The organism is Rhizobium sp. BK399, from assembly GCF_014194695.1.
Classification (GTDB): Bacteria; Pseudomonadota; Alphaproteobacteria; order Rhizobiales; family Rhizobiaceae; genus Rhizobium.
In genome coordinates, this window is sequence record NZ_JACIAH010000007.1 from 283,650 (window position 1) to 308,735 (window position 25,086).

At 60.3% G+C, this 25,086-nt stretch carries 24 protein-coding genes; 9 read left to right on the forward strand and 15 right to left on the reverse strand.

Translation table 11 applies throughout. The features are described from left to right. Positions 1-17 precede the first annotated feature (17 nt). The 6 genes from thiC (at position 18) to FHT97_RS17370 (ending at position 5,848) form a co-directional block, all read left to right on the forward strand. The gene (gene thiC / locus FHT97_RS17345) at positions 18-1,844 is read left to right on the forward strand and encodes a phosphomethylpyrimidine synthase ThiC (RefSeq protein ID WP_183863775.1); all 1,827 of its coding nucleotides are present in this window, start codon (positions 18-20) and stop codon (positions 1,842-1,844) included. A gap of 1 nt (position 1,845) precedes the next feature. Then, positions 1,846-2,814, forward strand: coding sequence for a glycine oxidase ThiO (gene thiO / locus FHT97_RS17350; protein ID WP_183863827.1), 969 nt, complete (start codon positions 1,846-1,848; stop codon positions 2,812-2,814). Beyond that, positions 2,811-3,008 carry a sulfur carrier protein ThiS gene (thiS, locus tag FHT97_RS17355; RefSeq protein ID WP_028758962.1) on the forward strand — a complete coding sequence of 66 codons (198 nt, stop codon included), beginning with the start codon at positions 2,811-2,813 and terminating at the stop codon, positions 3,006-3,008. The genes thiO and thiS overlap by 4 nt, the downstream gene beginning before the upstream one ends. A gap of 2 nt (positions 3,009-3,010) precedes the next feature. Continuing rightward, complete coding sequence (locus FHT97_RS17360) at positions 3,011-3,784, forward strand: thiazole synthase (RefSeq protein WP_028758963.1); 774 nt, start codon at positions 3,011-3,013, stop codon at positions 3,782-3,784. Beyond that, complete coding sequence (locus tag FHT97_RS17365) at positions 3,781-4,410, forward strand: thiamine phosphate synthase (RefSeq protein WP_183863776.1); 630 nt, start codon at positions 3,781-3,783, stop codon at positions 4,408-4,410. The genes FHT97_RS17360 and FHT97_RS17365 overlap by 4 nt, the downstream gene beginning before the upstream one ends. 112 nt (positions 4,411-4,522) lie before the next feature. After that, the gene (locus FHT97_RS17370; protein ID WP_183863777.1) at positions 4,523-5,848 is read left to right on the forward strand and encodes a glucoamylase family protein; all 1,326 of its coding nucleotides are present in this window, start codon (positions 4,523-4,525) and stop codon (positions 5,846-5,848) included. On the opposite strand, the gene FHT97_RS17375 is transcribed toward FHT97_RS17370, so the two are convergent. The 6 genes from FHT97_RS17375 to FHT97_RS17400 form a co-directional block, all read right to left on the reverse strand. Further along, a complete protein-coding gene (locus tag FHT97_RS17375) occupies positions 5,849-6,889 on the reverse strand; it encodes an ABC transporter ATP-binding protein (protein ID WP_183863778.1) in 1,041 nt (346 codons plus the stop codon). Next, entirely contained in the window at positions 6,886-8,442 is a 1,557-nt protein-coding gene (locus tag FHT97_RS17380; RefSeq protein ID WP_210280862.1) for an iron ABC transporter permease, read from the reverse strand. Before FHT97_RS17380 ends, FHT97_RS17375 begins: the two co-directional genes overlap by 4 nt. Positions 8,443-8,618: 176 nt before the next feature. Continuing rightward, complete coding sequence (locus tag FHT97_RS17385; RefSeq protein ID WP_183863779.1) at positions 8,619-9,647, reverse strand: iron ABC transporter substrate-binding protein; 1,029 nt, start codon at positions 9,645-9,647, stop codon at positions 8,619-8,621. Positions 9,648-9,784: 137 nt separating this feature from the next. Further along, positions 9,785-10,774 (reverse strand): Ldh family oxidoreductase, encoded by a 990-nt coding sequence (locus FHT97_RS17390; RefSeq protein ID WP_183863780.1) that lies wholly within the window; start codon positions 10,772-10,774, stop codon positions 9,785-9,787. A gap of 70 nt (positions 10,775-10,844) precedes the next feature. Further along, positions 10,845-12,383 (reverse strand): aldehyde dehydrogenase family protein, encoded by a 1,539-nt coding sequence (locus FHT97_RS17395; RefSeq protein ID WP_183863781.1) that lies wholly within the window; start codon positions 12,381-12,383, stop codon positions 10,845-10,847. A 17-nt stretch (positions 12,384-12,400) separates the two neighbouring features. After that, positions 12,401-13,684 (reverse strand): FAD-binding oxidoreductase, encoded by a 1,284-nt coding sequence (locus tag FHT97_RS17400; RefSeq protein ID WP_183863782.1) that lies wholly within the window; start codon positions 13,682-13,684, stop codon positions 12,401-12,403. Positions 13,685-13,903: 219 nt separating this feature from the next. Here FHT97_RS17400 and FHT97_RS17405 point away from each other — a divergent pair, with 219 nt between their 5' ends. Both FHT97_RS17405 and FHT97_RS17410 read left to right on the forward strand, forming a co-directional pair. Continuing rightward, entirely contained in the window at positions 13,904-14,794 is an 891-nt protein-coding gene (locus FHT97_RS17405; protein ID WP_183863783.1) for a LysR family transcriptional regulator, read from the forward strand. 71 nt (positions 14,795-14,865) lie between these two features. After that, positions 14,866-15,102 carry an Lrp/AsnC ligand binding domain-containing protein gene (locus FHT97_RS17410; RefSeq protein ID WP_024315373.1) on the forward strand — a complete coding sequence of 79 codons (237 nt, stop codon included), beginning with the start codon at positions 14,866-14,868 and terminating at the stop codon, positions 15,100-15,102. A 48-nt stretch (positions 15,103-15,150) separates the two neighbouring features. Here FHT97_RS17410 and FHT97_RS17415 read toward each other — a convergent pair whose 3' ends face one another. From FHT97_RS17415 to epmA, 7 genes are all read right to left on the reverse strand, one after another. Then, positions 15,151-17,625, reverse strand: a complete 2,475-nt coding sequence (locus FHT97_RS17415) for a glycoside hydrolase family 2 protein (RefSeq protein ID WP_183863784.1) — start codon at positions 17,623-17,625, stop codon at positions 15,151-15,153. 16 nt (positions 17,626-17,641) lie between these two features. Beyond that, entirely contained in the window at positions 17,642-18,604 is a 963-nt protein-coding gene (locus FHT97_RS17420) for a DUF1839 family protein (RefSeq protein WP_183863785.1), read from the reverse strand. Positions 18,605-18,612: 8 nt separating this feature from the next. Then, positions 18,613-19,521: an amino acid--[acyl-carrier-protein] ligase gene (locus FHT97_RS17425; protein WP_183863786.1), complete on the reverse strand. Its 909-nt coding sequence runs from the start codon at positions 19,519-19,521 to the stop codon at positions 18,613-18,615. A 4-nt stretch (positions 19,522-19,525) separates the two neighbouring features. Further along, positions 19,526-20,707 carry an acyl-CoA dehydrogenase family protein gene (locus FHT97_RS17430; protein ID WP_183863787.1) on the reverse strand — a complete coding sequence of 394 codons (1,182 nt, stop codon included), beginning with the start codon at positions 20,705-20,707 and terminating at the stop codon, positions 19,526-19,528. After that, the gene (locus tag FHT97_RS17435) at positions 20,708-20,959 is read right to left on the reverse strand and encodes an acyl carrier protein (protein ID WP_183863788.1); all 252 of its coding nucleotides are present in this window, start codon (positions 20,957-20,959) and stop codon (positions 20,708-20,710) included. Positions 20,960-21,219: 260 nt separating this feature from the next. Next, positions 21,220-22,272, reverse strand: a complete 1,053-nt coding sequence (locus FHT97_RS17440; RefSeq protein ID WP_183863789.1) for a lysine-2,3-aminomutase-like protein — start codon at positions 22,270-22,272, stop codon at positions 21,220-21,222. Further along, the gene (gene epmA, locus FHT97_RS17445) at positions 22,269-23,336 is read right to left on the reverse strand and encodes an EF-P lysine aminoacylase EpmA (RefSeq protein WP_183863790.1); all 1,068 of its coding nucleotides are present in this window, start codon (positions 23,334-23,336) and stop codon (positions 22,269-22,271) included. The genes FHT97_RS17440 and epmA overlap by 4 nt, the downstream gene beginning before the upstream one ends. A 151-nt stretch (positions 23,337-23,487) precedes the next feature. Here epmA and efp point away from each other — a divergent pair, with 151 nt between their 5' ends. Next, positions 23,488-24,057, forward strand: a complete 570-nt coding sequence (gene efp, locus FHT97_RS17450; RefSeq protein ID WP_016556716.1) for an elongation factor P — start codon at positions 23,488-23,490, stop codon at positions 24,055-24,057. Between the two features lie 135 nt (positions 24,058-24,192). Here efp and FHT97_RS17455 read toward each other — a convergent pair whose 3' ends face one another. Continuing rightward, the gene (locus FHT97_RS17455) at positions 24,193-24,456 is read right to left on the reverse strand and encodes a YMGG-like glycine zipper-containing protein (protein ID WP_018855881.1); all 264 of its coding nucleotides are present in this window, start codon (positions 24,454-24,456) and stop codon (positions 24,193-24,195) included. Between the two features lie 27 nt (positions 24,457-24,483). After that, entirely contained in the window at positions 24,484-24,639 is a 156-nt protein-coding gene (locus FHT97_RS17460; protein WP_007794620.1) for a DUF3309 family protein, read from the reverse strand. Positions 24,640-25,086: the final 447 nt, after the last annotated feature.

Sequence of the window (25,086 nt, forward strand, 5' to 3'; positions counted from 1 at the left end):
ACTTGGAGCCTCAAACCATGAATATTGCCGCAAAGAACATCCCCCCGACCGTTACAACGGGCCCGCTACCGGCCTCCCGCAAGATCTACATCCCGGGCGAGATCCACCCCCATATCCGCGTTCCCATGCGCGAGATCAGCGTCCATCCGACGTCAGGCGAGCCGCCGGTCACGGTTTATGATTCGTCGGGCATCTATACCGTCGAAAATGCGGACATCCGCATCGAGCAAGGGCTTCCGGAATTGCGCCGCAATTGGGTTCTCACTCGCGGCGACGTCGAAGCCTACCACGGCCGCCGGGTACGCCCGGAGGATAACGGCTTTGCCAGCGGCGAACGGTTGACGCCAGAATTTCCCGCCAAGCGTCAGCCGCTCCGCGCGAAGGACGGCAAAGCCGTCACCCAACTCGCCTATGCGCGCGCCGGAATCGTAACACCGGAGATGGAGTTCATCGCCATCCGCGAAAATCTCGGCCGCAAGGCGAAGGCTGAGGCTGTCAAGCGCGACGGTGAAAGCTTCGGCGCTCACATTCCCGATCACGTCACCCCCGAATTCGTCCGTCTGGAGGTGGCCGCCGGTCGCGCGATCATTCCCGCCAACATCAACCATCCCGAAGCCGAACCGATGATCATCGGCCGGAACTTCCTGGTGAAGATCAACGCCAATATCGGAAACTCCGCGGTTACGTCTTCGATGGCCGAAGAGGTCGAGAAAATGGTCTGGGCAGCCCGGTGGGGCGCCGACACCGTGATGGACCTCTCCACCGGCCGCAACATCCACAACATTCGCGAATGGATCATCCGCAACTCGCCGCTGCCGATCGGCACTGTCCCACTCTATCAGGCGCTGGAGAAGGTCGAGGGCATTGCCGAAAACCTGACCTGGGAGGTCTATCGCGATACGCTCATCGAGCAGGCGGAGCAGGGTGTCGACTATTTCACCATCCATGCCGGTGTCCGGCTTCACTACATCCCGCTGACCGTCAACCGCGTTACCGGCATCGTCTCGCGCGGCGGCTCGATCATGGCCAAGTGGTGTCTTCATCACCATCGTGAGAGTTTCCTCTACGAGCATTTCGAAGAGATCTGCGACATCTGCCGAGCCTACGACGTCTCATTCTCGCTCGGTGACGGGCTGCGTCCGGGTTCGATTGCCGACGCCAACGACGCCGCGCAATTCGCCGAACTGGAGACCCTCGGCGAACTGACGAAGATCGCCTGGGCCAAGGACTGCCAAGTCATGATCGAGGGCCCGGGCCATGTCCCGATGCACAAGATCAAGGAAAACATGGACAAGCAGCTCGCCGTCTGCGGCGAGGCGCCCTTCTACACGCTGGGACCACTGACGACAGATATCGCCCCCGGCTACGACCACATCACCTCGGGCATCGGTGCCGCGATGATCGGCTGGTTCGGCACGGCAATGCTCTGCTACGTCACGCCGAAGGAGCATCTTGGCCTGCCCGACCGCAACGACGTGAAGACCGGCGTCATCACCTACAAGATCGCCGCCCATGCCGCCGATCTCGCCAAGGGGCATCCGGCCGCTCAATTGCGCGATGACGCCCTGTCGCGCGCTCGTTTCGAGTTCCGATGGGAGGACCAATTCAACCTGTCGCTCGATCCGGAGACGGCCCGCAGCTTTCACGACGAGACGCTGCCGAAGGAAGCCCACAAGGTCGCGCACTTCTGCTCCATGTGCGGCCCGAAATTCTGCTCGATGCGGATATCACACGACATCCGCGCCGAGGCGCAGAAGGAAGGGCTCGACGCCATGGCGGCGAAATACCGCGAGGGCGGCGATCTCTATATGCCGATCGACCCCATCGAACAGTCGCGTGACTGAGATGCATGTCCTCGTCAAAGGGGCCGGCGTTGCCGGCCTTGCGGTCGCGCACGAACTCAGCCTTCGTGGCGCCGACATCACCGTTATGGATCCAGGTTCTCACCAAGCGGCCTCATGGTTTGCTGGTGGTATGCTTGCGCCCTGGTGTGAGTGTGAAAGCGCCGATGAAGCCGTCTTGCTGCGCGGCGGGGATGCCATCGACCGTTGGGACACAATGCTGCCTGGCGAGGTCCAGCGAAACGGAACGCTGGTCGTTGCTCCAGCGCGTGACCAAGGCGAACTTGATCGCTTCGCCGGCCGCACCAGCGGCCATGAATGGCTGAACGACGAACAAATCTCTGCATTGGAACCGGCTTTGGCAGGCCGCTTCCGACGCGCGCTTTTCTTCCCGCTGGAGGGCCATCTCAATCCAAGGCGGGCGCTGGGTCTGCTGCGAGAAAAGCTGATCGCTCGACGCGTCAAATTCATCGACCAGATGAATGAAACCACCGGCTACGACGACATCGTCGATTGCACGGGCGCAGCGCGCATAGGGCAGATGAGCGGACTTCGTGGCGTTCGCGGCGAGATGCTTTATCTGGACACTCAGGACGTTGCCCTCGCCAGACCGGTGCGCCTACTGCATCCCCGCTTCCCCGTCTATATCGTTCCGCGTGGAGATGGCTTGTTTATGGTTGGCGCCACCATGATCGAGACGGAACACGGTGGCCCGATTTCGGCGCGTTCAATGATGGAGCTGCTGAACGCCGCCTATGCCGTGCATCCCGCCTTTGCGGACGCGGCTGTCGTCGAAGCGGGTGTCGGAATCCGGCCGGCATTCGCCGATAATTTTCCGCGCGTGTCCCGCGAAGCCGATGCCGTCGTGCTGAACGGGCTCTACCGCCACGGCTTCTTGCTGGCGCCCGCGATGGCGAAGGAAGCGGTCGACCTTGTCTTCTCCCGAACCGAACCAGGAGGAAGTGACCGATGAAACTGATCGTCAACGGTGAGCATCACGACCTGATTGCACCAACGCTGTCCGAACTGCTGACGGTGATGGAATACGAAGGCGACTGGCTGGCGACCGCCGTCAACGGCGAAATCGTCCACCGCGAGGATCGCGCCGACCATGCACTCAACGACAACGACAGGATCGAAATCCTGTCACCAATGCAGGGAGGCTGATCATGCTGAAGCTTTATGACGCCGAAGTCTCTTCCCGCCTGCTTCTAGGAACAGCACGATACCCCTCACCGGCGATCCTCGCGGAGGCCGTTAAACGATCGGGAACGGAGATCGTCACGGTCTCGCTGCGCCGTGAAACCGCAGGCGGACGAAGTGGTGGTGCGTTCTTCGAAATGATCCGCTCGCTTGGCGTTCGGGTTCTGCCGAACACGGCCGGTTGCCATGGGGTCTCCGAGGCCGTTTTGACGGCCAAGATGGCACGTGAGCTGTTCGGCACCAACTGGATCAAGCTGGAGGTGATCGGCAATCACGACACGCTCCAGCCTGACGTGTTCGGTCTGGTAGAGGCGGCAAGCATCCTTTCAGCCGACGGTTTTGAGGTCTTTCCCTACACGACCGACGACCTCGTGGTGGCGGAGAAGCTGCTCGAAGCGGGTTGCGGGGTATTGATGCCCTGGTGCGCCCCGATCGGCAGCGCCGCGGGACCGCTGAACCCAACGGCGCTCCGTTCTATGCGCGCGCATTTCCCGGACATTCCGCTTATCGTTGACGCCGGCATCGGTCGGCCGTCACACGCGACATTTGTCATGGAACTCGGCTTCGATGCCGTCCTCCTGAACACCGCCGTTGCCGGCGCCGGCGACCCGGTTGCCATGGCCAGTGCATTCGCCAAGGCGATCGAATCGGGTCATGAAGCTTTCGGCGCCGGCATGCTCGAACCGCGCGATGTCGCGGTTCCCTCGACACCCATCATCGGAAAGGCCGTATTCGCATGAGGCTCGATCCCTTCTATCTCATCGTTGATAGCGCCGAATGGATCGCGCGTCTGGTGCCGCTCGGCGTCAAGCTTGTGCAACTCAGGATCAAGGAGAAGGAAACGACCGAGTTACGCGCCGAAATTCGAACCGCAAAGGCAATTTGCGCAGCGTATGACTGCCAGCTGATCGTCAACGACTATTGGCAGCTGGCGATCGAGGAAAGATGCGATTTCGTCCACCTCGGTCAGGAGGATCTGGAAGCGGCCGACCTCGATACCATTCGCGCCGCTGGCTTGAAACTCGGCCTCTCTACGCACGACGATGCGGAGCTCGAGACTGCAATGGCGGCAAAGCCGGACTATATTGCGCTTGGTCCGATCTATCCGACCATTCTCAAGCAGATGAAATGGTTGCCGCAGGGACCAGAACGCCTCCGCACATGGAAGGCGCAGGTGGGCGACCTGCCGCTCGTCGCCATCGGCGGCTTGAACGTCGATCGAATTGAACGGGTCTTCGCGCACGGAGCGGATAGCGCCGCTGTCGTGACCGATATCACGCGCAGCGCTGATCCCGAAACGCGGACACGGGAATGGCTCGCTGCCACCACACGCTGGCGAGCTGCCAAAACGTCACCGCATCGGTAGTAGGACCGGGCAGCGAGGGGCGTGCTGTCGCACGCCTTCAAAAATGATTGATTTGCGCATTCTCCTTCGCCATTTTCAAACAGGGGCGAACAACAGGTTGGGCTTGGCACGCATGTTACAACGGACCGAGGAAACGGATGCCGCGCTAATCGACAGGCTTCAGCAAGGCGCATTCAATTATTTCCCGAAGCACTACAATCCCGCCAACGGGCTCGTCGCGGACACGTCCATCACGGGGGTCCCCTGCAGCATCGCCGCGGTCGGTTTTTCCCTATCGTCCTATCCAGTCGCCGTCGAGCGTGGCTGGATGCAGCGGTCCGACGCGATCGACTACACACTGAAGACACTTTGTTTCTTTGCCAACGGTCACCAAGGCCGTGAGCGACACGCGATCGGCTATCGCGGCTTCTTCTATCACTTCCTGCATATGGATACGGGCCACCGCGCCTGGAACAGCGAGCTGTCGACGATCGACACTACGCTTCTGGTGGCAGGCATGTTGACCGCCGCCGCCTATTTCGACCGCAACACCGAAGCCGAAACGGAGATTCGCAGGCTCGCGAGTTTGGTTTACGAGAGGATCGACTGGCACTGGGCGCTAAACAAGGGCCAGACCGTCTCCATGGGCTGGAAGCCAGGCAGCGGCTTCCTGCGTTGGCGCTGGCAGGGCTACGACGAAGCGATCCTGCTTTATACGCTGGCGCTTGCCTCCCCGACGCATCCGATCCCACCGTCGAGCTACGATGCCTTTACCGCGAGCTATTCGTGGATGCTGTTCGGCGACCAGCCTTACGTCTATGCCGGCCCACTCTTCATTCACTTCTTCTCGCATGCGTGGATCGATTTCCGTGGGATCCAGGACAAGGCAATGGCCGAGCGCAACTGGGATTATTTCCGCAACACCCAGTTATCGATCGCCGTGCAGCGAGACTATGCCGAGCGTAATCCCGGCCACTTCGTCGGCTACAACAAGGACATATGGGGCCTGTCCGCCTCGGATGGCCCGCCTCCCACCCGCAACATGCGTGGCGGTCGGCATCCGCGCGTGCTCGGCTATGCTGCGCGTGGCGCACCGCTCGGGCCGGATGATGGCACGATTGCTCCCTGGGCAGCGCTTGCATCGCTCCCATATGACCGCCGAGCCTCGCTCGACGGTCTTCGCGCCCTGATATCCACCTATCCGAACCTGCTCTACGAGGATCGTTTCCCCGGCGGATTCAACCCGACAGTCAAGACCAAGCGACCTGAGGGCTGGGTCGACGACCGCTGCGTCGGCATCGACCAGGGACTGCTGGTGATGACAATCGAAAACGATCGGTCCGATTTCATTTGGAGCCTTATGCGGCGTTCATCGGTTATCCGGCGCGGTCTTGAGCTAGCGGGATATAGCGGCGGCTGGTTATCGGAAGACGAGAGTTCCGAACTCAAGATCGCCTGATCAGCGGCTTCCGAGAACATGCGCCTTGCCGGCGATGTCGAGACGCACATGATCTCCGCGCTCCGGAAGCGCCACGCTTGAGGTCTTGATCATGATAGGGGGCAGGGCAACGCCTTCCAGCGACACGGCGACGGTGCAGGTCGCCCCGCCGAACTCCACCTCGACGACCCGCCCGCGGTAGGTCTGCGCGCTTTCATCGGGAACGACGCGGATCTGTTCAGGCCGCAGCATGATCTCGACCTTACCTTTATGGCCGCCATCGACGGCGACGCGGCCGAGCGCACAATCGGCAAAGCCATTGCGAATAATGGCCGGAAGCATAACCGCGTCTCCGAGAAACAGGGCTGTCTCGCGATCAATCGGCTGCAGGTAAACCGATTGCGGTGACCCGGCCTGGATCAACCGGCCTTCCCGCAGGACGGCGACCTGATCGGCAAAGGAGAGCGCTTCCGCCTGGTCATGGGTGACGAGGATCGTCGTGATGCCTGCTGACTGTAGGACGCGCGCCACGGCCTTACGCATATTCTCACGCAGACCGGTATCGAGTGCCGAAAACGGTTCATCGAGCAGCATCAGGCGCGGCTTGCGGCCAAGCGCGCGGGCCAGGGCCACGCGCTGCTGCTGACCGCCGGAAAGCTGGTGCGGCCGGCGGGTGAGCATGTTGCGGTCAAGCTCAACCATATCGAGTAGATCGACAATGCGTCGCTCGCGATCGGGGGCGCCGCGCTCGAAGCCAAAACCGATGTTGTCGGCGACACTCAGATGCGGAAACAGCGCGCCATCCTGCGACACGATACCGATGCCTCGCTTGTGCGCGGGCACCGTTGCCGGACCGTCGGCCAGAAGCTCGTCATTCAGCGTGACGCGACCGCTATCAGGCTGCTCGAAGCCGGCAATAATGCGCAGCAGCGTCGTCTTTCCCGACCCCGAAGGCCCGACCACGGCGGTGCGGCTTCCGGCGGCGACATCGAATGAGATGTTCTGCAATGCCTGGACATGCCCGTAGCGCTTGCTGATGCGATCAATCGTAAGCAGCGTCATTGTCCGGCAGTCCGTTTCGATTGGGCATAGAGAAGGAGGGTGAGCGGCAGCGATAGCACGACCATCATGAATGCGTAAGGCGCGGCCGCGACGTAGTCGATCTCGCTGGTCAGCGACCAGAACTTCGTGGCGAGAGTTTCCACCCCATTGGGTGCCAGCATCAATGTCGCGGTGAGCTCATTGGTAATGCCGAGACCAACGAGGGCGACGCTGGCCGCCGCGCCCGGCGCGGCCAGTCGCATGGTGATCTGTCGCACAGCCTGGGCAGGCGTCCGCCCAAGGCCCATTGCGGCCCGCTCAAGCTCTACGGGCGCCTGGGCGATGCTTGCCCGCAGGCCTACCATGGCACGTGGCAGGAACAGCAGGATGTAGGCAGCAACAAGGGTCGCGAAGGTTTGATAGAGAGGCAGAACGAGCCGGACCGTAATCGTCACCAGCGCAAGCGCGACGACCACGCCAGGCAATGAGCCGACATAATAATGGCAGGCCTCGAGCAGGCGCTGAAGACGCCCCGGCGCTCGGACGGAAAGCCAAGCCATTGGTGCCGCGGCAATCGTGGCAAGAATGCCGCCGGAGATGGCAAGAATGATGGTTTGCACAAACGCATTGCCGACCGTGTCGACGCGCCAGACTTCAAGCCCACCCAGATAGAGCCACCGCACGAGCGTCACGAGGGGAACCCCGAGGGTCAATGCCGCCAGCCCCACCTGAAGCACGATCGCCGGCACTGCGAACCAGCCGAGCCGACGGCGATCCGCCGGCCGTGCCGAGCCGGAGCCGACGCGGGCATATCGTTCGTTGCCGCGCAACAGGATTTCGAGACCCAGCAAAAGCAAGCAGCAAGCGACCAGAACACCACCCAGCATGTTGGCGGCCGGGCTATTGTAAGCGGATTGGAACTGGTCGACGATCGCGGTCGCGAAGGTGTCGAATCGGATCATCACGAAGAGGCCGTACTCCGACAGCAGGTGCAGCCCGATCAGCAGCGAACCGCCGCAAATGGCGAAGCGCAGCTGCGGCAGGATCGTGCGAAAGAACAGACGCCAAGGCCCGAGGCCAAGGGAAGAAGCCGCGTCCTCAATGGCGGGATCAAGCCGGCGAAGCGCGGCAGCAACCGGCAAATAGAGAAACGGAAAATACGCCAGCACGGACACGAAGACACCGCTCTGCAGCCCACGCATCCCCGGTACGAGACTGATCCAGGCGTAGCTATGGACGAAGGCCGGCACCGCGAGGGGCGCGACAGCCAGCCACGACCAAAGCCGTGCGAAGGGTATGTCCGTCCGTTCGACCAGCCAGGCCAGCGTGACAGCAAGAGCTATCGACAGAGGAATGGTGAAGGCTTCCAACAGCACCGTGTTGACGAGCAGTTCGCCGACACGCGCGCGGAAAACGAGCTCCCTGACGGTCTGCCAGCCGACATCAAAGGTGATCCAGCCGATAAAACCAAGCGGAACCAGGCTAAACAACGCCACGACGGAGGCAAAGAGAATGACGGAAGCGTGAGGCAGACGCGCCCGCAGCCGATCTATTCCTGTCACGGGCCGTGCCATCGGCCCTTCATGGCCGGGAACAAGCAATCTGTTGTCCTGCAGCAAGGCCGCCGCCTTCACACGCTGAAAAAGGAAGGCAACCGCCCACGGAAGACGGTTGCCGATTTCGTCATGCCCTACGTTTTTCTTGAGCCAAAAGCAACAGTTTTGACCAGCCGGACATGTGTCAGAAGGACTTAGATGATACCGGCGGCGGTCATCAGTTCCGTCACCTTCTTGCTGTTCAAGTTGGCCGCATCGACCTTCGGCGCATCGAGGTCAGCCAGCGGGACCAGCTTGTCGTTCGATGCTGCATCCTTGCCGACAGCATATTCGTAGGAGGTGCCATTCTTCAGGATGTCCTGACCGGGCTTGCCGGTCACGAACTTCAGGAAAGCCTGAGCATCCTTGGCATGCTGGCTCGACTTCAAAACGCCGCCACCCGAGACGCTGACGAAAGCACCCGGATCCTGGTTCTTGAAGTAGTGCAGACCTACGTTCTTGCTGTTTTCACCGGTCTTCCCCTGATCGCCGAACCAGTAGTAGTGATAGATCACCGCCCCCTCGACTTCACCCGCATTCACCGCCTTCATCGCGACGCTGTTGCCCTTGTATGGTGTGGAGTTTTCCTTGAGCGCCTTAAGCCAAGCCGCAGTTGCTTCCTCGCCCTTGAGCTCGAGCAAGGCGCTGACGATCGCCTGGAAGTCAGCGCCGGCCGGCGAAGCACCCCAGCGACCCTTCCACGCCGGATCGGCGAGGTCGAGCAGCGACTTCGGGAGCTTGTCTTCGGTCAGCTTCGTCTTGTCGTAAGCAAAAACCGTCGAACGGGCAGCAATGCCGGTCCACATGCCGTCGGACGGACGATATTGCTCGGGAACCTGGTCCAGCGTTTCCTTGTCGACCGGCGCAAAGAGGCCAGCGGCGTCAACGAGCGTCATAGCCGGGGAGTTCTCAGTCAGGAAAACGTCGGCTGGCGACGCGTCGCCTTCCTGGACGATCTGATTGGCGAGCTGCATGTCGCTGCCCTGGCGCATCGTCACCTTGATGCCGGTTGCCTTGGTGAAGGCATCAATCCACTCGCGGCCAAGGCTCTCATGCTGAGCGTTGTAGACGACAATGCCTTCGGATTCTTGCGCCACGGCGGCGCCGGTGGCCAACGACGTTGCGGCAACGAGCGAAGCGGCAAGCGCCAGCGCGCCGGAAACGCGGTTAAGGTAAGTTTTCATGAAGCCCTCCATGGTGTTTCACCCGAGATCCCCAGGGTGATGGAGCCCGTATATTTTTGTTGATTTCGCATTTCAAGTTTTAGTGATGCCGTTGGCATCACAAATACTTGAAAACATTCGTCAACTTTAGAATCATTCTAGAGCGTGCGGATTGCGGCGATGACTTCATCCTCCACGTCAATGCCATGTTCCAGTGCCTGCCGTCGGGCCGTTTGGCCGCGACGTCCTGGAAGCCGTACACCGGGATCGGAGGAAATCTCGCCGACCAGCATAGCCACTCGATCGGCGACGCCTTTCCCACCGCTGGCCGCGGGGTTGATGACCATAAGCATCTGACCAAGGCCGGGCGCCGAGCCCTTGTCGTCAAAGAGCGAGGAGGACTCGAAGGAAAAATTGGCCCCGGTCAATGCACCGGCGAGGAACTCCACCATCATCGCCAATGCAGCGCCCTTGGCTTCTCCAGAGGGCGCCATTGCGCCCTCGAGCGCCGCAACCGCATCCGTCGTCGGCTCGCCATTGCGGTCAAAGGCCCAATCCGCAGGAATGGCGACGCCTTTTTGCCGCGCAGCCATCACCTTGCCGCGGGCGACGCGTGACAAAGCGAGATCAATGACAAGAGGGTCGGCACCCGGAATCGGCGCGGCGAACGCGATGGGATTCGTTCCAAAGACGGGTTTCCGTCCACCCCAAGCGGCCATGGACGCCGTGGCGTTCGCGACCATCAGAGCGACAAGGCCCATTTCCGCAAACCGCTCTACGGTTAAGGCAAGGACGCCGGCATGGTGCGAACGGTGAACCGCAGCCAAGGCGATCCCCTGCTGCAGGACAATCTCCGGAAGCGCAGTGACGGCAAGATCGAAGGCCGGATAGGCGTAGCCATGGCAGGCGTCGATCCGCACGACGGCGGGAAACGGCCGTTCGAGCCGCGGCTTGGCAAATCCATCGACCTTGCCTGCCTTCGCCTGCTTTGCGTAGGCCTCGACCCGGCGCAGACCATGACCACCCTGCCCGGCGGCTTCGGCGGCAACGAGAGCCCTTGCAACCGAGTGTGCATTGGCCTCGTCTACACGATTGCGCACCAGAGCGTCGACAACCAGCGTTTCCGCCGCAGATAGGGTCAGATGCATAGCGACCTGCGAAAAAGAAAGGGTGATGACGTGTTATGCCATCACCCTTACAGCTGCAATGCAGCAACGGTCATTCGACGTCGAACTTTACGCCCTGCGCAAGCGGCAAGGTCTTGCCGTAATTGACGGTGTTCGTCGCCCTACGCATGTAGGCTCTCCAGGCATCCGAACCGGATTCGCGGCCGCCGCCAGTTTCCTTTTCGCCGCCGAAGGCACCACCGATTTCGGCCCCGGACGGACCGAGGTTGACGTTGGCGATGCCGCAATCCGAACCGCGAGCAGAAACGAAGGTCTCGGCCTCGCGCATGTCGTTCGTGAAGATCGAAGAGGACAGCCCCTGCGGCACCGCGTTGTGCAGGTCCAGCACCTGGTCGAAATCCGTGTACTTCATCACGTAGAGAATCGGCGCAAAAGTCTCATGCTCCACAGGGCCGGTTTGATCGGGCATTTCAACGAGCGCCGGACGAACATAGAAGGCGTCTGCCGCGCCGTTTTCGACGCGCTCGCCACCCGTGACCTTACCGCCGCCAGCTCTCGCCTGCTCAAGAGCCGACTGCATGTTCATAAAGGCCTGCTTGTCGATCAGAGGCCCAACAAGCGTTCCCGTTTCCAGCGGGTTACCAATCGAGACCGAGCCATAGGCCTTCTGTAGGCGCGGAACGAGCTTGTCATAGACGCTCTCGTGAACGAACAGGCGGCGCAGCGTCGTGCAACGCTGACCGGCGGTCCCCATGGCGGAAAAGGCAACGCCCCGCAGCGTCAGGTCCAGATCGGCCGTCGGGCAGATGATCGCGGCATTGTTGCCGCCGAGCTCGAGGATCGATCGGGCAAAGCGCTGTGACAAGCGGGGGCCGACAACGCGGCCCATGGCCGTCGAGCCGGTGGCGGAGACGAGCGGCACCTTGGGATGGTCGACAAGGACTTCCCCGACATCGCGTCCACCAATGAGCAACGTCGACAGGTTCGACGGAGCCACTCCGCCTTCGGCGACAAAGCGCTTCAGAGCCTTTTCAAACAGGGCCTGAACGGCAAGCGCCGTCAGCGGCGTCTTCTCAGACGGCTTCCAGACTGTTGAGTTACCGCAAACCAGCGCCAGGGCAGCATTCCAGGACCAGACGGCCACCGGGAAATTGAAGGCCGAGATGATGCCGACCACGCCCAAGGGGTGCCAGCTTTCCATCATCCGGTGCTCTGAGCGTTCGGTGGCAATGGTCAGACCGTAGAGCTGACGCGACAAGCCGACGGCAAAGTCGCAGATGTCGATCATTTCCTGGACTTCGCCGAGACCCTCGGAGGTGATCTTGCCAACCTCGATCGAGACCAAGCGACCGAGTGCGGCTTTTGCCGCGCGGAGTTCTTCGCCGAGCAGGCGGACGAGTTCGCCGCGCTTCGGAGCCGGGACGGCCCGCCACTCGAGGAATGCCTTGTGTGCCGCCTCGATGGCGTCCTTTGCTTCCGAGGCAGAATGCTCCTTCAGCGCACCGATCTCCTTGCCGGTTACCGGCGAGGTAACGCGAAGGGTGCCGCCGGTATAGCGGTCGGCGCCGACGCCCAGTTCCGTAAGCAGGTTTTTCGTCTCGGTGGCGAGATCAAGTGCGGAGATGGTCATGGGTTCAACCTCGGTTCTCAAAATCGGGCGTCTGCGAAATGGGCCACTTGGGCGCCGGCTTCGTACCACATTTCCTTCACGGCGCGGAAGCTCGGTTCGGACGGCGCTGTCAGGGGCAGCGGCAGATCCGCTTCCGTTGTCTGCCCCAGGATGAGCTGCGCAAGCGTGCGGCCAAACACCGTACCGGGCGCGATCCCGCGACCATTATAGCCGGAGAAGCCTACAACATTCGGCGCGAACCTGTGGAAGCGCGGCAATGCATTGTCGGTCATTCCGATCTTGCCGTACCACTCGCATTCGAACTCGACATCGCCAAGCTGCGGAAAGAGCTTCTTCAAGGAGCGTTTGGCCCAGGCCGTGTGGATCTGAAGCCCGGTATTGCGTAGCGCACCGACACTGCCGAAGACCAAACGCCCGGCCTGGTCCATGCGATAGGAGGAGAGGATTTCCTTCGTATCCCATACGCCTTCGCGCCCAGCGAGGATGGAGCGGCGCAAATTGTCGCTGAGCGGCCGGGTTGCAAGATTGAAATAGGGCAGATGGACCTGCTCGTTGCGCACCGCTTCCCAAGGGCCGGTGCTATAGGCGTCCGTCGCCACAATGATCCAGTCGGCCGTAACCTCTCCCTTTGCCGTCCTGACGATCCAGCGATTGCCTTTCCGCTCAGTCCCGATGACGGCGCTCGACGTGTGGATTGAAACGCCAGCCTTGACCGCCGCATGCGCAAGGCCGCGCGCGTAGGCGAGCGGCTGCAGCGTACCGGCGCGCATATCCAGCAACGACCCCGTATAGGCGCTGCTGCCGACGCGCTTGGCCGTCTCCGCCGCGTCGAGCACTGTCACCGGCGCGCCGCGTGCCGCCCATTGCCGCGCACGATCCTCGATTTCCTTCAGGCCACTTTCGCCGACGGCGACGTGAAGCGTGCCGTTTCGTTCAAGCTCGCAAGCGATGCCGTGCTTGTCGATCAATTCCATTACAAGCCGTGGCGCGTTGCCCAACAAGTCGAGCAGACGTCCGCCGTAGACCGGGCCGAGAACGCCCGGAAGATCGTCCGGCATGACCCACATGCCGGCGTTGATGAGGCCGACGTTTCGGCCTGCACCACCGAAGCCGATCTCCTTGGCTTCCAGCAACACGACCTTCGAACCCGCGTCCGCCAGATGGAGACTGGAGGAAAGACCCGTATAGCCGCCCCCCACAACCACGACATCGGCACTCAAACTGCCCGCGAGTGAGGAGGTAACGGGCGGCTGAGGAGCGGTTTTTTCCCAGAGACCATGGGAGCGGGGATCGTTCAGCATCGATCAAAATCCATTGGTTAAGCAGGCAGCATTCTAGCGCCGTGCGATTGCTTGTTAAACCGCTGATCAGGTTGCCGATCGCAGCCCAGGAGGCCGTACCGGGCAGTTCGATCGTAATTTCAGTTCATTCCGATTCTGTCAGATGAATGACTTTACAAAGCTGGATAAGCCCTAAATATCGACATTTAGGAAATAGCTTATTCTGAAATGGAATGATTGGTGCTGCTTTCACGACGCTTTCTTCCATCGACATCCTTGCTTGTGGCCTTTGAGTCGGTCTCGCGCACAGGCAGCGTGACGGCCGCCGCGCGTGAACTCGACCTCACCCAGAGCGCCGTCAGCCGTCAGATAAAGGCGCTGGAAGAGCAGCTCGGCGTCGAGCTGTTCGTGCGCGAACGCCAGACGGTACGATTGACGCTCGCCGGCGACGGCTACGCCCGCGAGATACGCGAAGCGCTTCGGCGCATTTCGAGCGCATCGCTGAACCTGCGCGCCAATCCGCACGGCGGTACGCTCAATCTGGCGATTCTTCCTACCTTCGGGACGCGTTGGCTGGCACCCCGGCTGGGAGGCTTCCTGGCGGCCAATCCGGGAGTGACGATCAATCTTGTCACCCGGCTTTCGCCCTTCGACTTCCGGCTCGATTCGATCGATGCGGCCATTCATTTCGGCCACGCGCATTGGCCGGGGGCGGAGCTGACATTTCTGATGTCGGAGAAAACTGTGCCGGCCTGCAGCCCCGAATTCCGCAGCCGACACGCGATCAAAGTTGCCGAGGACCTGCTTCAAGCTCCGCTACTGCACCTGACGACGCGCCCGGATGCATGGGAGCGCTGGTTCGCAGACAGCGGCGTGAGCTTTCAAACCGTGCACGGCATGCTTTTCGATCAGTTTGCGACTGCGGCGCAAGCAGCGATGGCCGGTCTCGGTGTTGCGCTGCTTCCGACGTTCCTCATTCAAGATGAACTGAAACGCGGCGATCTGGTTGCAGCCGTCGACCGAGAAATGGAAAGCAGCGAGCACTACTATCTCGTCTATCCACCGGAGCGGGCCGACTACGCGCCGCTGGAAGCATTTCGCGATTGGATCGTTCGGGAAGCCGCCATCTGACGAACAGCTTGCGCCGGCATGGTGCTTTCGACCATTATGCCGCAAACCAAAATATGATGCAGGAAATTCCCATGAAGCCCATTTTCGTTCAGCTCCAATGCGCACCCGGCAAAACCTACGAGGTTGCCGATGCCATCTACCAGACAGAGCGCGCTTCAGAGCTCTACTCGACGAGCGGCGACTACGATCTTCTGCTCAAGGTCTACGTCGAGGAAGGCCAGGACATCGGCAAGTTCATCAATGACAACATCGCCAACATTCCCGGTATCGTGCGTTCGCTGACGACGCTGACGTTCAAGGCTTTCTGAGGAAGCCGTTTCAAACCCCTGGCAGCCGCGCAAGGGCGATCTCGGGCATTAAAATGAGGCGGCTCGCGAGCTGCCGAGGCTGGTGATCTGACCGGATGGCGCTTGTTCATCTGCCGATCCCGATAGCGGAAGCAGCCGGATGCGTTTTGCGCCGCCGGGGGCAAGGTGAAACCAGTCGTCGTCCGGTCGATAACCATCGACGCTGACATGGACGGACTGCGCGAACCTGTCGACTGCGATATCGAGCTCCCATTCATTGTCCTGCCGCGTCACCACCGCCTGGATCTCGGTATCGTGGAAGGCCTTGGCGCGGCCCAACGGAAAATGGAAAGCGTCGGCGACCACCGGGCCGCCATCCGGCAGACGTAGACGGGCAACGGTGACGTCGTGCGACGGTGGTCCGAAGCGAAACGCGTAGGTCGTATCAAAAAACGCGCCGAAGAGATCGGTTGCGGCAAACGTTTCACAGCTTCTGGGCGCCAAAGTCAGAATGCGGCCACCGCTGACGACGTGCTGCCTGCCGTAGCGCAGGCAAACCAGTTCGAGATCAAGCTGTAAGGTATGTTCGGTTTCATTCAGCACGTGGACGTCGAGGCCATTCGTCCCCTCGTCGGTCACCACCACCTGAACCGGCCGAAAGGCACGACGCAGGGCATACCACACGGGCTTCGGCTCGCCGGTCGAATCGATCACCCCCCAACCGGGACCTGGCATCAGATCCTGTAAGGTCCACACCAAGGCGCCGTTGCAGGTCGATCCGCTGCGCCGCCATTCGGCGAAGGTCGCTTCAGCAACTTCGCCGGTAACGACACGCGAGAGGTCCAGATAACGGTCGCGATCTTCACGACGAAGTCGCGCCGGATCCTCGCCGTAAAGTTCGGTCAGATAGAAATCGCGAACATCCTCGAAATCCCACGATGCGCCGCGATCGCGGGGAACGCGCGCCTTCCATAGCGGACTGTGGACCGGGGGAACGTCCAGATGCCGTTGCAGCGTTCGTTGTTGCGGCACCTGGGAGAAAGCCAGGCTCTCGGCCGCGAAGCGGACATTCGCACGACGGGCATCCACGAGCGGTCGCATATAGGCGCCGACCCCGTAATAATGAGTAACACCAGCATCTGACGAGAAGGGCATCGCGCCACCCGATGGTGAGTTCACCACATACGGCACGTCGGGCCTCATGCGGCCGGCGATCGCCGGAATGATCTCCTCCGTGATTGGGCCTGCCCAATATTCACGCGGCAGGCCAAGCATCGCCGCCTGCTGATAGACTTCGCTGCCGCCGCAGAGAACCGCCACCGATGGGCATCCCTGGACGGCGTGCAGGAATTCCTCGACCTCCGCGTGGACGTGCGCGGTTAGCGCCTTGTCGTTCTTCGGATAGTCGAAGTTGGCAAACATGAAGTCCTGCCAGACGAGCAGACCGAGTTCGTCGCAGAGCTGAAAGAACGCTGGCGTCTCGTAAGCCATGGTGCCGCCGATGCGGATCATGTTCATGCCTGCCTCGGCGGCAAGGCGCAGGAACGGCTCGTAGTCTGACTTGCCGCCCGGCAGCCGAACGATATCGGCGGTCGTCCAGACCGCCCCTCGGCAAAAGACACGCTCGCCGTTGACCAGCAGCGCAAAGTCATCACCCCCCGATCCGCGATCAACGTCGATGCGGCGAAAACCCGTTCGGCCCGCATGGTGCTCGACACCATCAATGATGATCGAGAAATCATAGAGCTGCGGTACACCGTGCGTATGCGGCCACCAGAGATCGACGTCCTCTAGCCTGAGGATTGCCGAATGGTGGTTCTCTCCGACTTTTTCGAAAGCCTGCTGAACAGCTCCGCACCGAAGCACGAGGTCCGGGTTGTCGACATTGGTATGAAGCGAAACACTCAGTCGCCCAGTGCCATCCGCCTCGAGCACGGCGCGGACCGAAACGTTATCGATCGAAACGACATCGCGGCGGACGACCGTGATGGGTCGCCACGGACCGACAGCATGAATTTCCGGACACCAGCCGGGCATGCGGCCCAGAAGCGTCGTGCGGACATTCTTCAAGCCTTGTGGCGTGATCATCTGCGGCCGCCAGCGGGCGCGTGGGCCGGGCTCGGCCAGCCTCGGCGCAAGGGCTCGGAAGCACAGCGCCAACTCGTCGCCGCCAGAGAGCGTCACAGGTATCTCGTGTATTGTGAACATGCTTTCCGACGACAGGATCTCTTGGCCGTTGAGAAAGACATGACACAGCGTCGCCAATCCCTCGAAGCGAAGGATCGCATCACCGGGCTGGACGTCAAAAAGCCGGCAGAGATACCATGCGTCGCGGGTGTCGAGCGGCTCCGGATTGTCCCGGTCGAACTGCCCCGCCTTTTCCAAAGCTGCGGCGACGGTACCTGGTACTTCGGCGGCAATAAACTGCGCGGACAAGGGAATGTCATGGGGCGTTGCGCAAGCGCCCGATTCCGTCAGGACCAGGTTCCACCCTTCGGCAAGCAGGGTTTCCTCCGCACCGACACTCGCCAACCGTCCCCGCATCCTCAGACTCCCGGCTTCACAAGCGCTCCTTGAGAGAAGCCATCATGGAATCCCATGCATCGGCTGCCGGATCAAGCGCCGTGCGCAGCGGATCGTACTTCTTCCGGGTCACTGCCCGGGCGAGCTGGAACTGCACCGACTTTGCGACTTCGGAAATTCGACGCGCGTCGTCAATGGCGGAGGAAAATTCGCTGGCCGAGACCCAAGCTAGGTGATCGCCGGCAAGCTCGAAATTGGCGCCGAACTGACGCAACGTATTGAACGCGTATTTGTGAAAGAAACCGAAGGGACGCTCTGCCACGGCTTCCACCTGCTGCGGAAACACTTCAGCGAAGGCGCGGATCGGATTGGTGGTCGGTCTGCGGCCGAAGTGAAGTCCGAGAAGCTCGCGTGCCATAGTGCTGACCTGCATCGCATCAGGCATGCGAACGGGAATTTTTGCAAACTCCGTGTAGGGGAGGAACGGCGGATCATCTGCGGACAAATGCAGCTGGAACAGCCCGTCGAAATCCTCTCCCACAAGCTGGAAATAGCCGCCGTTGTGAAAATACTCGATGCGCTTGCCGGTGAAGTCGAGCCTGTTGATTGCCACCGTGGTCTTGCCATGCTCGGTTCGGTAGGCCGTGCCCTGGGTATCGGGCATATAAAACGAGTCCATCTCGATCAGGCAGAGGCGACCTCGCGCAATCTGGGTTTCGACGTGCCGTTCGACCCGATCGAAGATAGCGAGTTCGGTAACCCGGATGTCGTAGAGTGACTCGAGATCCTCGAGAGGCACCTTGAAGAAGGTGAACTGGTCGCCCTCGAAATCCTGCGTCAGCGTGAAGCCAAGCATCGCCTCCGGCGCAGCACCCGCGGCGTTCAACACTTCGATCCAAAGGTCGACGTAGCAATTGGTTTCCGGCCACATGCGCTCGCTGGAGTGCAGCGGATGCGACTGATAGCCGTCCGGGCGCGCCCGCGGGAAGACGGCTGTCATCAAACCACTCAGCCCCACAGCGCTTGCCGCACCTTGGAAGGCCAGTGCTTGAGCTCCAGTCCGTGGTGATGGAAGAGCGCGAGCGCAATACGCTCAAGTCCGAAGCCGACACAGGCGGTATGGGCAACACTGCCGTCTTCAAGATAGAGGTCCCATTTCGTGCCGAACGCGTCCTGATGGTAGTTGAAGCTCATGCAGGCCGTCGGCTTGGCAACCGAGGTGATCGGAATGAGCAGCTCGAACTTCAGGTTCTGGTCGCGTTGGTTGTTGGCCAGCATCTTGCCGGCGCGGCCGAAGAAGGGATCGTTCGCGACATCGATCGTCACATCCAGGCCCACCGCCTTCATCATCTCGACGCCGCGGTCCATCCAGCGCTGCCGGAAATCCGTGACGTGCTGCTCCGTGCCCATACAGATGTATTCGCGCATGCGGAAAAGCTGCTGGCGCGCCGGATCCTGTGATGGCTCATGCCGGAAGCAGTAGGATTGCAGATCGAAAAGACCGCCACTCATCGGCAGTTTGCCGCGACGAGCAACAGTCGGATAGAGCGGGTAGCAGGCCGCAGGCGTCAGTACGATATCAGTTGCCTGCTGATCCTTCGTCCAGTCGTCGCCCACTTCCATGCATTGAAGCAGGCTGATGTGGTCGAGTTCGTTGCCGCAGAAACTATGGACAGTGCCGGCGAGCTGCGGGAAGCTCTTCATGTAACCGCTTTTCTCGAAGAAGGCGCGGTTCATGCCCGGCGGGAAACGCATTGCCTCGGCGCCGTCGGCGCCGCCGAATTTGTCGATCAAGCGCTCGAAGGCGGCAATCACATCTTCGAATTGTCCGCTGCGGCCATAGAGCCCGTCAACGCCGGTATCAATCAAAAGGCCCGATTCAAATAGCCTGTCCAAAAACGTTGTCTGCACGTCCATGTCGTCACCCCAGTAAGCTAGTGTCCTGCTTGTGAACAAGAAGCATGCTCGACGTGTTGCCGAGGATGCGGTCGTTCGAGATCATGAGTTGTGCGGAGTGGGCGTCGCGCAGGTGGCGTCCGACGCTGAACGGCGTGCCGTTCTTGTAGCCCATGATCCCGCAGATCAGCATCACATGATTGACGATCTCGAGGATCGTTTCCGACGATGCGATCTTCACGTTGTTCATCGTGACGGCAAAGCCGATGGAGGAAAGCTTGTCCGCGTCATCCTTGGCTCCTTCGTAAGCCTTGAGACCGGCGACGACATTTGAGCGAACCATCTGAAGCAGGTTGGAGACCTCGGCCAGCCGCAGGGCTCCGGGCGGCGGTGTTCCCGGCGACTTGCGTGCAGCGGCGCGCACGAACGACTGCGCCCGGCCCACCGCGTCGACGGCGATGCCATACCACACGCTGCTCCACAGGAGGTGCGACGATGCCAGCATCGATTGAGCAGCAATCTCGGCAAAGGGCTTCGGCAGGATTTGTTCGGCAGGCGCCTCACCTTTGAAGAGGAAGCCATCCGAACAAGTGCCGCGCATGCCGAGGGTGTTCCAGGCATGGGTCTTTTCCAGCGCGTACTGCTCCTCGAGGAAAACGGTCAGGACCTGATCGGAAGAAGCCGCATTTGCATGGGCCCGCGAGGTAATCATGATTGCATCGGCGTGGGAACCGTAGGATATGACGCTCGCGTCCTTCTCCAGACGGCAGGTATCGCCCTCGACCTCGATCGCGCAGATGCTATTTCGGAGATTGCCGCCGATGCCGCCTTCGGTCGTCGCAGACGCGATCAACAATTGCTCGCCAGCCACGCGTTGCATGAAGGCCCGATGCCATTCGCTCTCGCCGCCATGCTCGACGAGGCTGCAGAGTTTGATGTGATGCATCGCGAAGACCATGGCGGCGGCGGCACAACCCTGTCCAAGCGTCGAGCATAATTCAGCGATCTGAGCGATCGTCGCGCCTTCACCGCCGAGGTGACGCGGGATCTGAATTCCAAACAGCCGCTCGGCTCTCATGGCCTCCACGGCCTCGTGCGGGAACCTCCCATCAAAATCGACGGAGTCTGCATGCTTTGCCGCGATCGCTGCCACGCGGGCGACCCTGGCGGCAAGATCCTCTTGCGCGATTTTGACCGGAAAGTTCATTTAGGCGACCTTCCGGCTATCTTTGATCTGGTCGACAGTCCTCGCGATTGCTGCAATGCTGGCGAATGACTTGCGATTCAAAAGATTGTCAGGAAACTCGATATCGAAGGCCTCTTCGATACCAAGCATGAGCTGGACGGAAGCGAAGGAAGTCAAACCGACGGCATAGAGGTCGTCATCGTCGGCAACTTGGTCAACAGAAACGGGAAGCTTTCCGAATTTGACCAGGAGATCACGGATCGTAGTATTCATTATGACTTCTCCAAGATGATCATATCTCGAGTGGCGAAACGGCCTTGTTCTCGGGATAGGCGTAGTCCGGAAAAGACAAAATTCTGCTAAATGACGTAGTTAAAGCGAACTGATCACTTCAGCTAAATTCTTAGAAGAGACGACGACAGGAAGCGGAACTTAGTTGAGATTTCAAACCCTTGCCGCGATTGCAATCAACACGCCACGAAAGGGGTCTTCTGACACATTGTTCAGGAACAATACTTCTCTCGCGTTTTTTACTAGACGAGCGGCGGGTACAGGTGCTCGGTCCCGCGATAATCCGAAACCGAATAGCAGCCCTCGCCCATCGCTCTGATCGACTGTTCAGCGATCACGGCTTTGCCATGGCCACCAGGTATGTCGAGTATATAGGTGGGCTGGCAGAGACCAGAAATCCGACCGCGCAGAGCCGCGACGATCCTCTGTCCCTCTTCGATCGTGAGCCGAAAATGGCTCGTCCCGGGAGCCAGATCAGGATGGTGCAGATAATAGGGCTTTACGCGCGTCTCGACGAAAGCCTTCATCAGTTCCGTGAGCACGGCCGGATCGTCATTGACGCCCTTGAGCAGCACCGACTGGCTGACCATGACCACCCCGGCATCAATTAGGCGCGCACATGCCGCTCTTGCCTCGTCTGTCAGTTCGCGCGGATGATTGGCATGCAAAGCCACATAAACGCTCTTGCCACTCGCCCTCAGCGCCGCAATCAGGGCCGCATCGATCTTTGATGGATCGACAACAGGAACGCGCGTGTGGAACCGCACGATCTTCACGTGATCGATCAATGCCAGTTCGCGAAGGATCTCTTCGAGCCGTCGCGGGGAGAGGATTAACGGATCGCCGCCCGTCAGGATCACTTCCCAGATTTCGTGGTGGTCGCGAATATAGGCAAAAGCTGCCGACATTGCCTCGGAGTCCAATGTCCCCAAGCCTTGTGGACCAACCATTTCGCGTCGAAAACAGAACCGGCAGTAGACCGGGCACACATGCACGGCTTTCAACAGCACGCGATCCGGATAGCGATGAACGATGCCTTGTACGGGACTATGGGCCTCGTCGCCGATCGGATCCGCACGCTCTTCAGGCGCAACGATCAGCTCGGCCGCGTCAGGAACGAACTGCCGGGCAATCGGGTCGGCGTCATTCGCAGGATCAACCAGACCCACGACCGTCGGCGTCAATGCAATGGCGTACCGTGCGGCGACATCCGCCAAAGCGTCGCGGTCTCTTTCGCCGAGCAACCCGGCGCGTTCGAGACCCTCGACGGTCTTGATGGCTGTGATGCTGTTCATGTGCCGTACTCCGCGACCGGCGCCCATAGCACCTGATCGATCCGTGACGCCCCGGTTGCCAGCATCACCAGCCGATCGAAGCCGAGCGCGATGCCACTTGCCTCCGGCATTTTGGCGAGGGCCTCCAAGAAATCCTCGTCGAGCGGATAGCGTTCGCCGTAGATGCGAGCTTTCTCGGCCATCTCGGTCTCGAAGCGGCGGCGCTGTTCTGCCGCATTGGTGAGCTCCCCAAAACCGTTCGCGAGCTCAACGCCGCAGGCGTAGACCTCGAAACGTTCGGCAACCCGGGGATCGCTCGCGGAAGGACGCGCCAGCGCAGCTTCCGATACTGGATACCCGTCCAGAATCGTGACGCGGCCAAAGCCTAGATGCGGTTCCACCTTTTCGACCAGCACGCGGCTGAACAAATCCGCCCAGCCGTCATCTTCGGCAACGCGCATGCCGGTCCGCTTTACCTGGTCCGCGAGATGCGCCCGATCCGTGGCGCCGTCGGTCGAAACGGACGCCAGCAGATCTATGCCAGCGTAGCGGTCGAAGGCTGCGGCAACGCTTAGCCGGTTCGGCCCCGCGAACGGATCGCACTCGCTCCCGCGATAGGTGAGCCGCGTCGTCTTCATGGTTTCTGCAGCAAGGGCCAGAATGCGAACGCAATCCATCATCAGACTCTCATAGCTTTCGCCCACGCGATACCATTCAAGCATGGTGAATTCCGGATGATGCAACGGACCGCGCTCGCGGTTGCGATAAACGTGAGCGAAGCAGGCGATGCGCTGTTCTCCGGCCGAAAGCAGTTTCTTGCAGGCAAATTCAGGCGAAGTGTGCAGATATAGCGGCGCTGCTGTCTGGCCGTCAGTCGTCAGCGCTTTGGTGGCAAAGGCGTGCAGATGCGCCTCGTTGCCTGGCGACACTTGCAGCGTGGCAGTGTCGACCTCCAGAAAGTCCTCGCTTAGGAAGTAGCCGCGTAGGGCCGTCTGGATCGCATTCCGCCCGAGCAGAAACGGGCGGCGGTCCGCATGCACGCTCGGCGTCCACCACGGCGATACTTTGGCGATCGAGGGTTTCATTGACATCGTCCTGACCGGTCTATCCAACGCTGGGGCTGGCTATTTGCCGGATTTTAGGTTAGTTGCGCCCCCAAAGAACAATCAGTTGCGTCTCGGAGGCCGTATCGACAGTCCTCTACGACGCCAAAAGCCGAGTTACAAGGAAGTCTTAATGGTCAAGGTCATCGCCTCTTCCGTCCGCAAGGGCAACGTTCTCGACGTAGATGGCAAACTCTACGTCGTTCTGACTGCCCAGAACTTTCATCCGGGCAAGGGCACGCCGGTCACCCAGGTTGACATGCGTCGTATCGTCGACGGCGTAAAGGTTTCCGAACGCTGGCGTACGACCGAACAGGTCGAGCGCGCCTTCGTCGAAGACGTGAACTTCCAGTATCTTTACGAGGACGGCGAGGGGTTCCACTTCATGAACCCGGCGACCTATGACCAGGTGGTCGTGAACGATGAAACGATGGGCGATCAGAAGGCCTACCTGCAGGAAGGCATGACCTGCATCCTGTCGATCCATGAAGGTGTTCCGCTAGCCCTCGAGCTGCCGCGCCACGTCATTCTCGAAATCACCGAAACCGAACCGGTTGTGAAGGGCCAGACGGCGTCGTCTTCCTACAAACCGGCCATGCTTTCGAATGGCATCCGCACCTTGGTACCTCCGCATATTGACGCCGGCACGCGCGTCGTTATTGCAACGGAAGACAATTCCTACGTCGAACGCGCCAAGAATTGATCGATCGACAGCCGTGAATCAGAGGTCGCGTTTGCAGCGCGGCCTTTTTCTTTCTTACGGCTTTCGCCAAATAAAAAAGCGCCGGTCTAGCCGGCGCCTTGAACTTTCAAATCATGCCCAGCAGGGCAGCCCGGCCTAGTAGCGCGGGCAACGGGCCTCGTAGCGACGGCCATACCGGTCTCTGTAGACGCAGTAACCGCGACGCTCAACGGACTGGCCGATCAATGCGCCAGCAAGACCGCCGGCTACGGCACCAATTGCTGCCCCACCCCAGCTGTGGCTTACAGCACCGCCAATAATGGCGCCGCTGCCTGCACCAATCGCGGTTCCCTGTTCCGTCGCCGTACAGGACGCAAGCGCGCCAACCAGTGCACCAATAAGCACAATCTTTTTCATCATGACATATCTCCCAGATTTTTCCGTCGCTTAGATACGACCGAGCAACACAAGAATAATAATAATCACGAGAACTAGCCCTAAACCTCCGGAAGGTCCATAGCCCCAGCCGCGGCTGTAACCCCAATTTGGTAGAGCTCCGATCAAAAGCAGAATAAGGATAATGAGAAGTATGGTTCCAAGCATGGTTCAAGTCCTCGACGTCATTACACCAGGGAATGGACCAGAAACACGCATCACCGATTTTTGTTCCGCGTGTATCAAATGTTTAGCTTTGGCGGCAAAATCATACGAACCACATCGTTTTCTGCCGCTCCATGGAATGCAAGTAACATCGCGAAAAGGCTCCGGCCGAAATTCGCCTTAAGATTTTCGACAAAGGCAGTTGACAGAATGGATGCAAATCGCGCTGCACGCATGACGTGAATTTTCCGATTCAGCATCTTGTGGGAAAAAGCGATTCAAAATCAATACTTAGCCGTGAACAAACACTGAATCAGCCGGAGTCAGCGATTCGTCTCCGATTCGTTCTCAAGCTGTTCCGAATCGGAAAACGAGCAATCTGCAAGCTATTCGCGCAACAGAAACTGCGGAGGAAATTCAAATCAGCCCTTGCCTTTGCGACAACGGCTG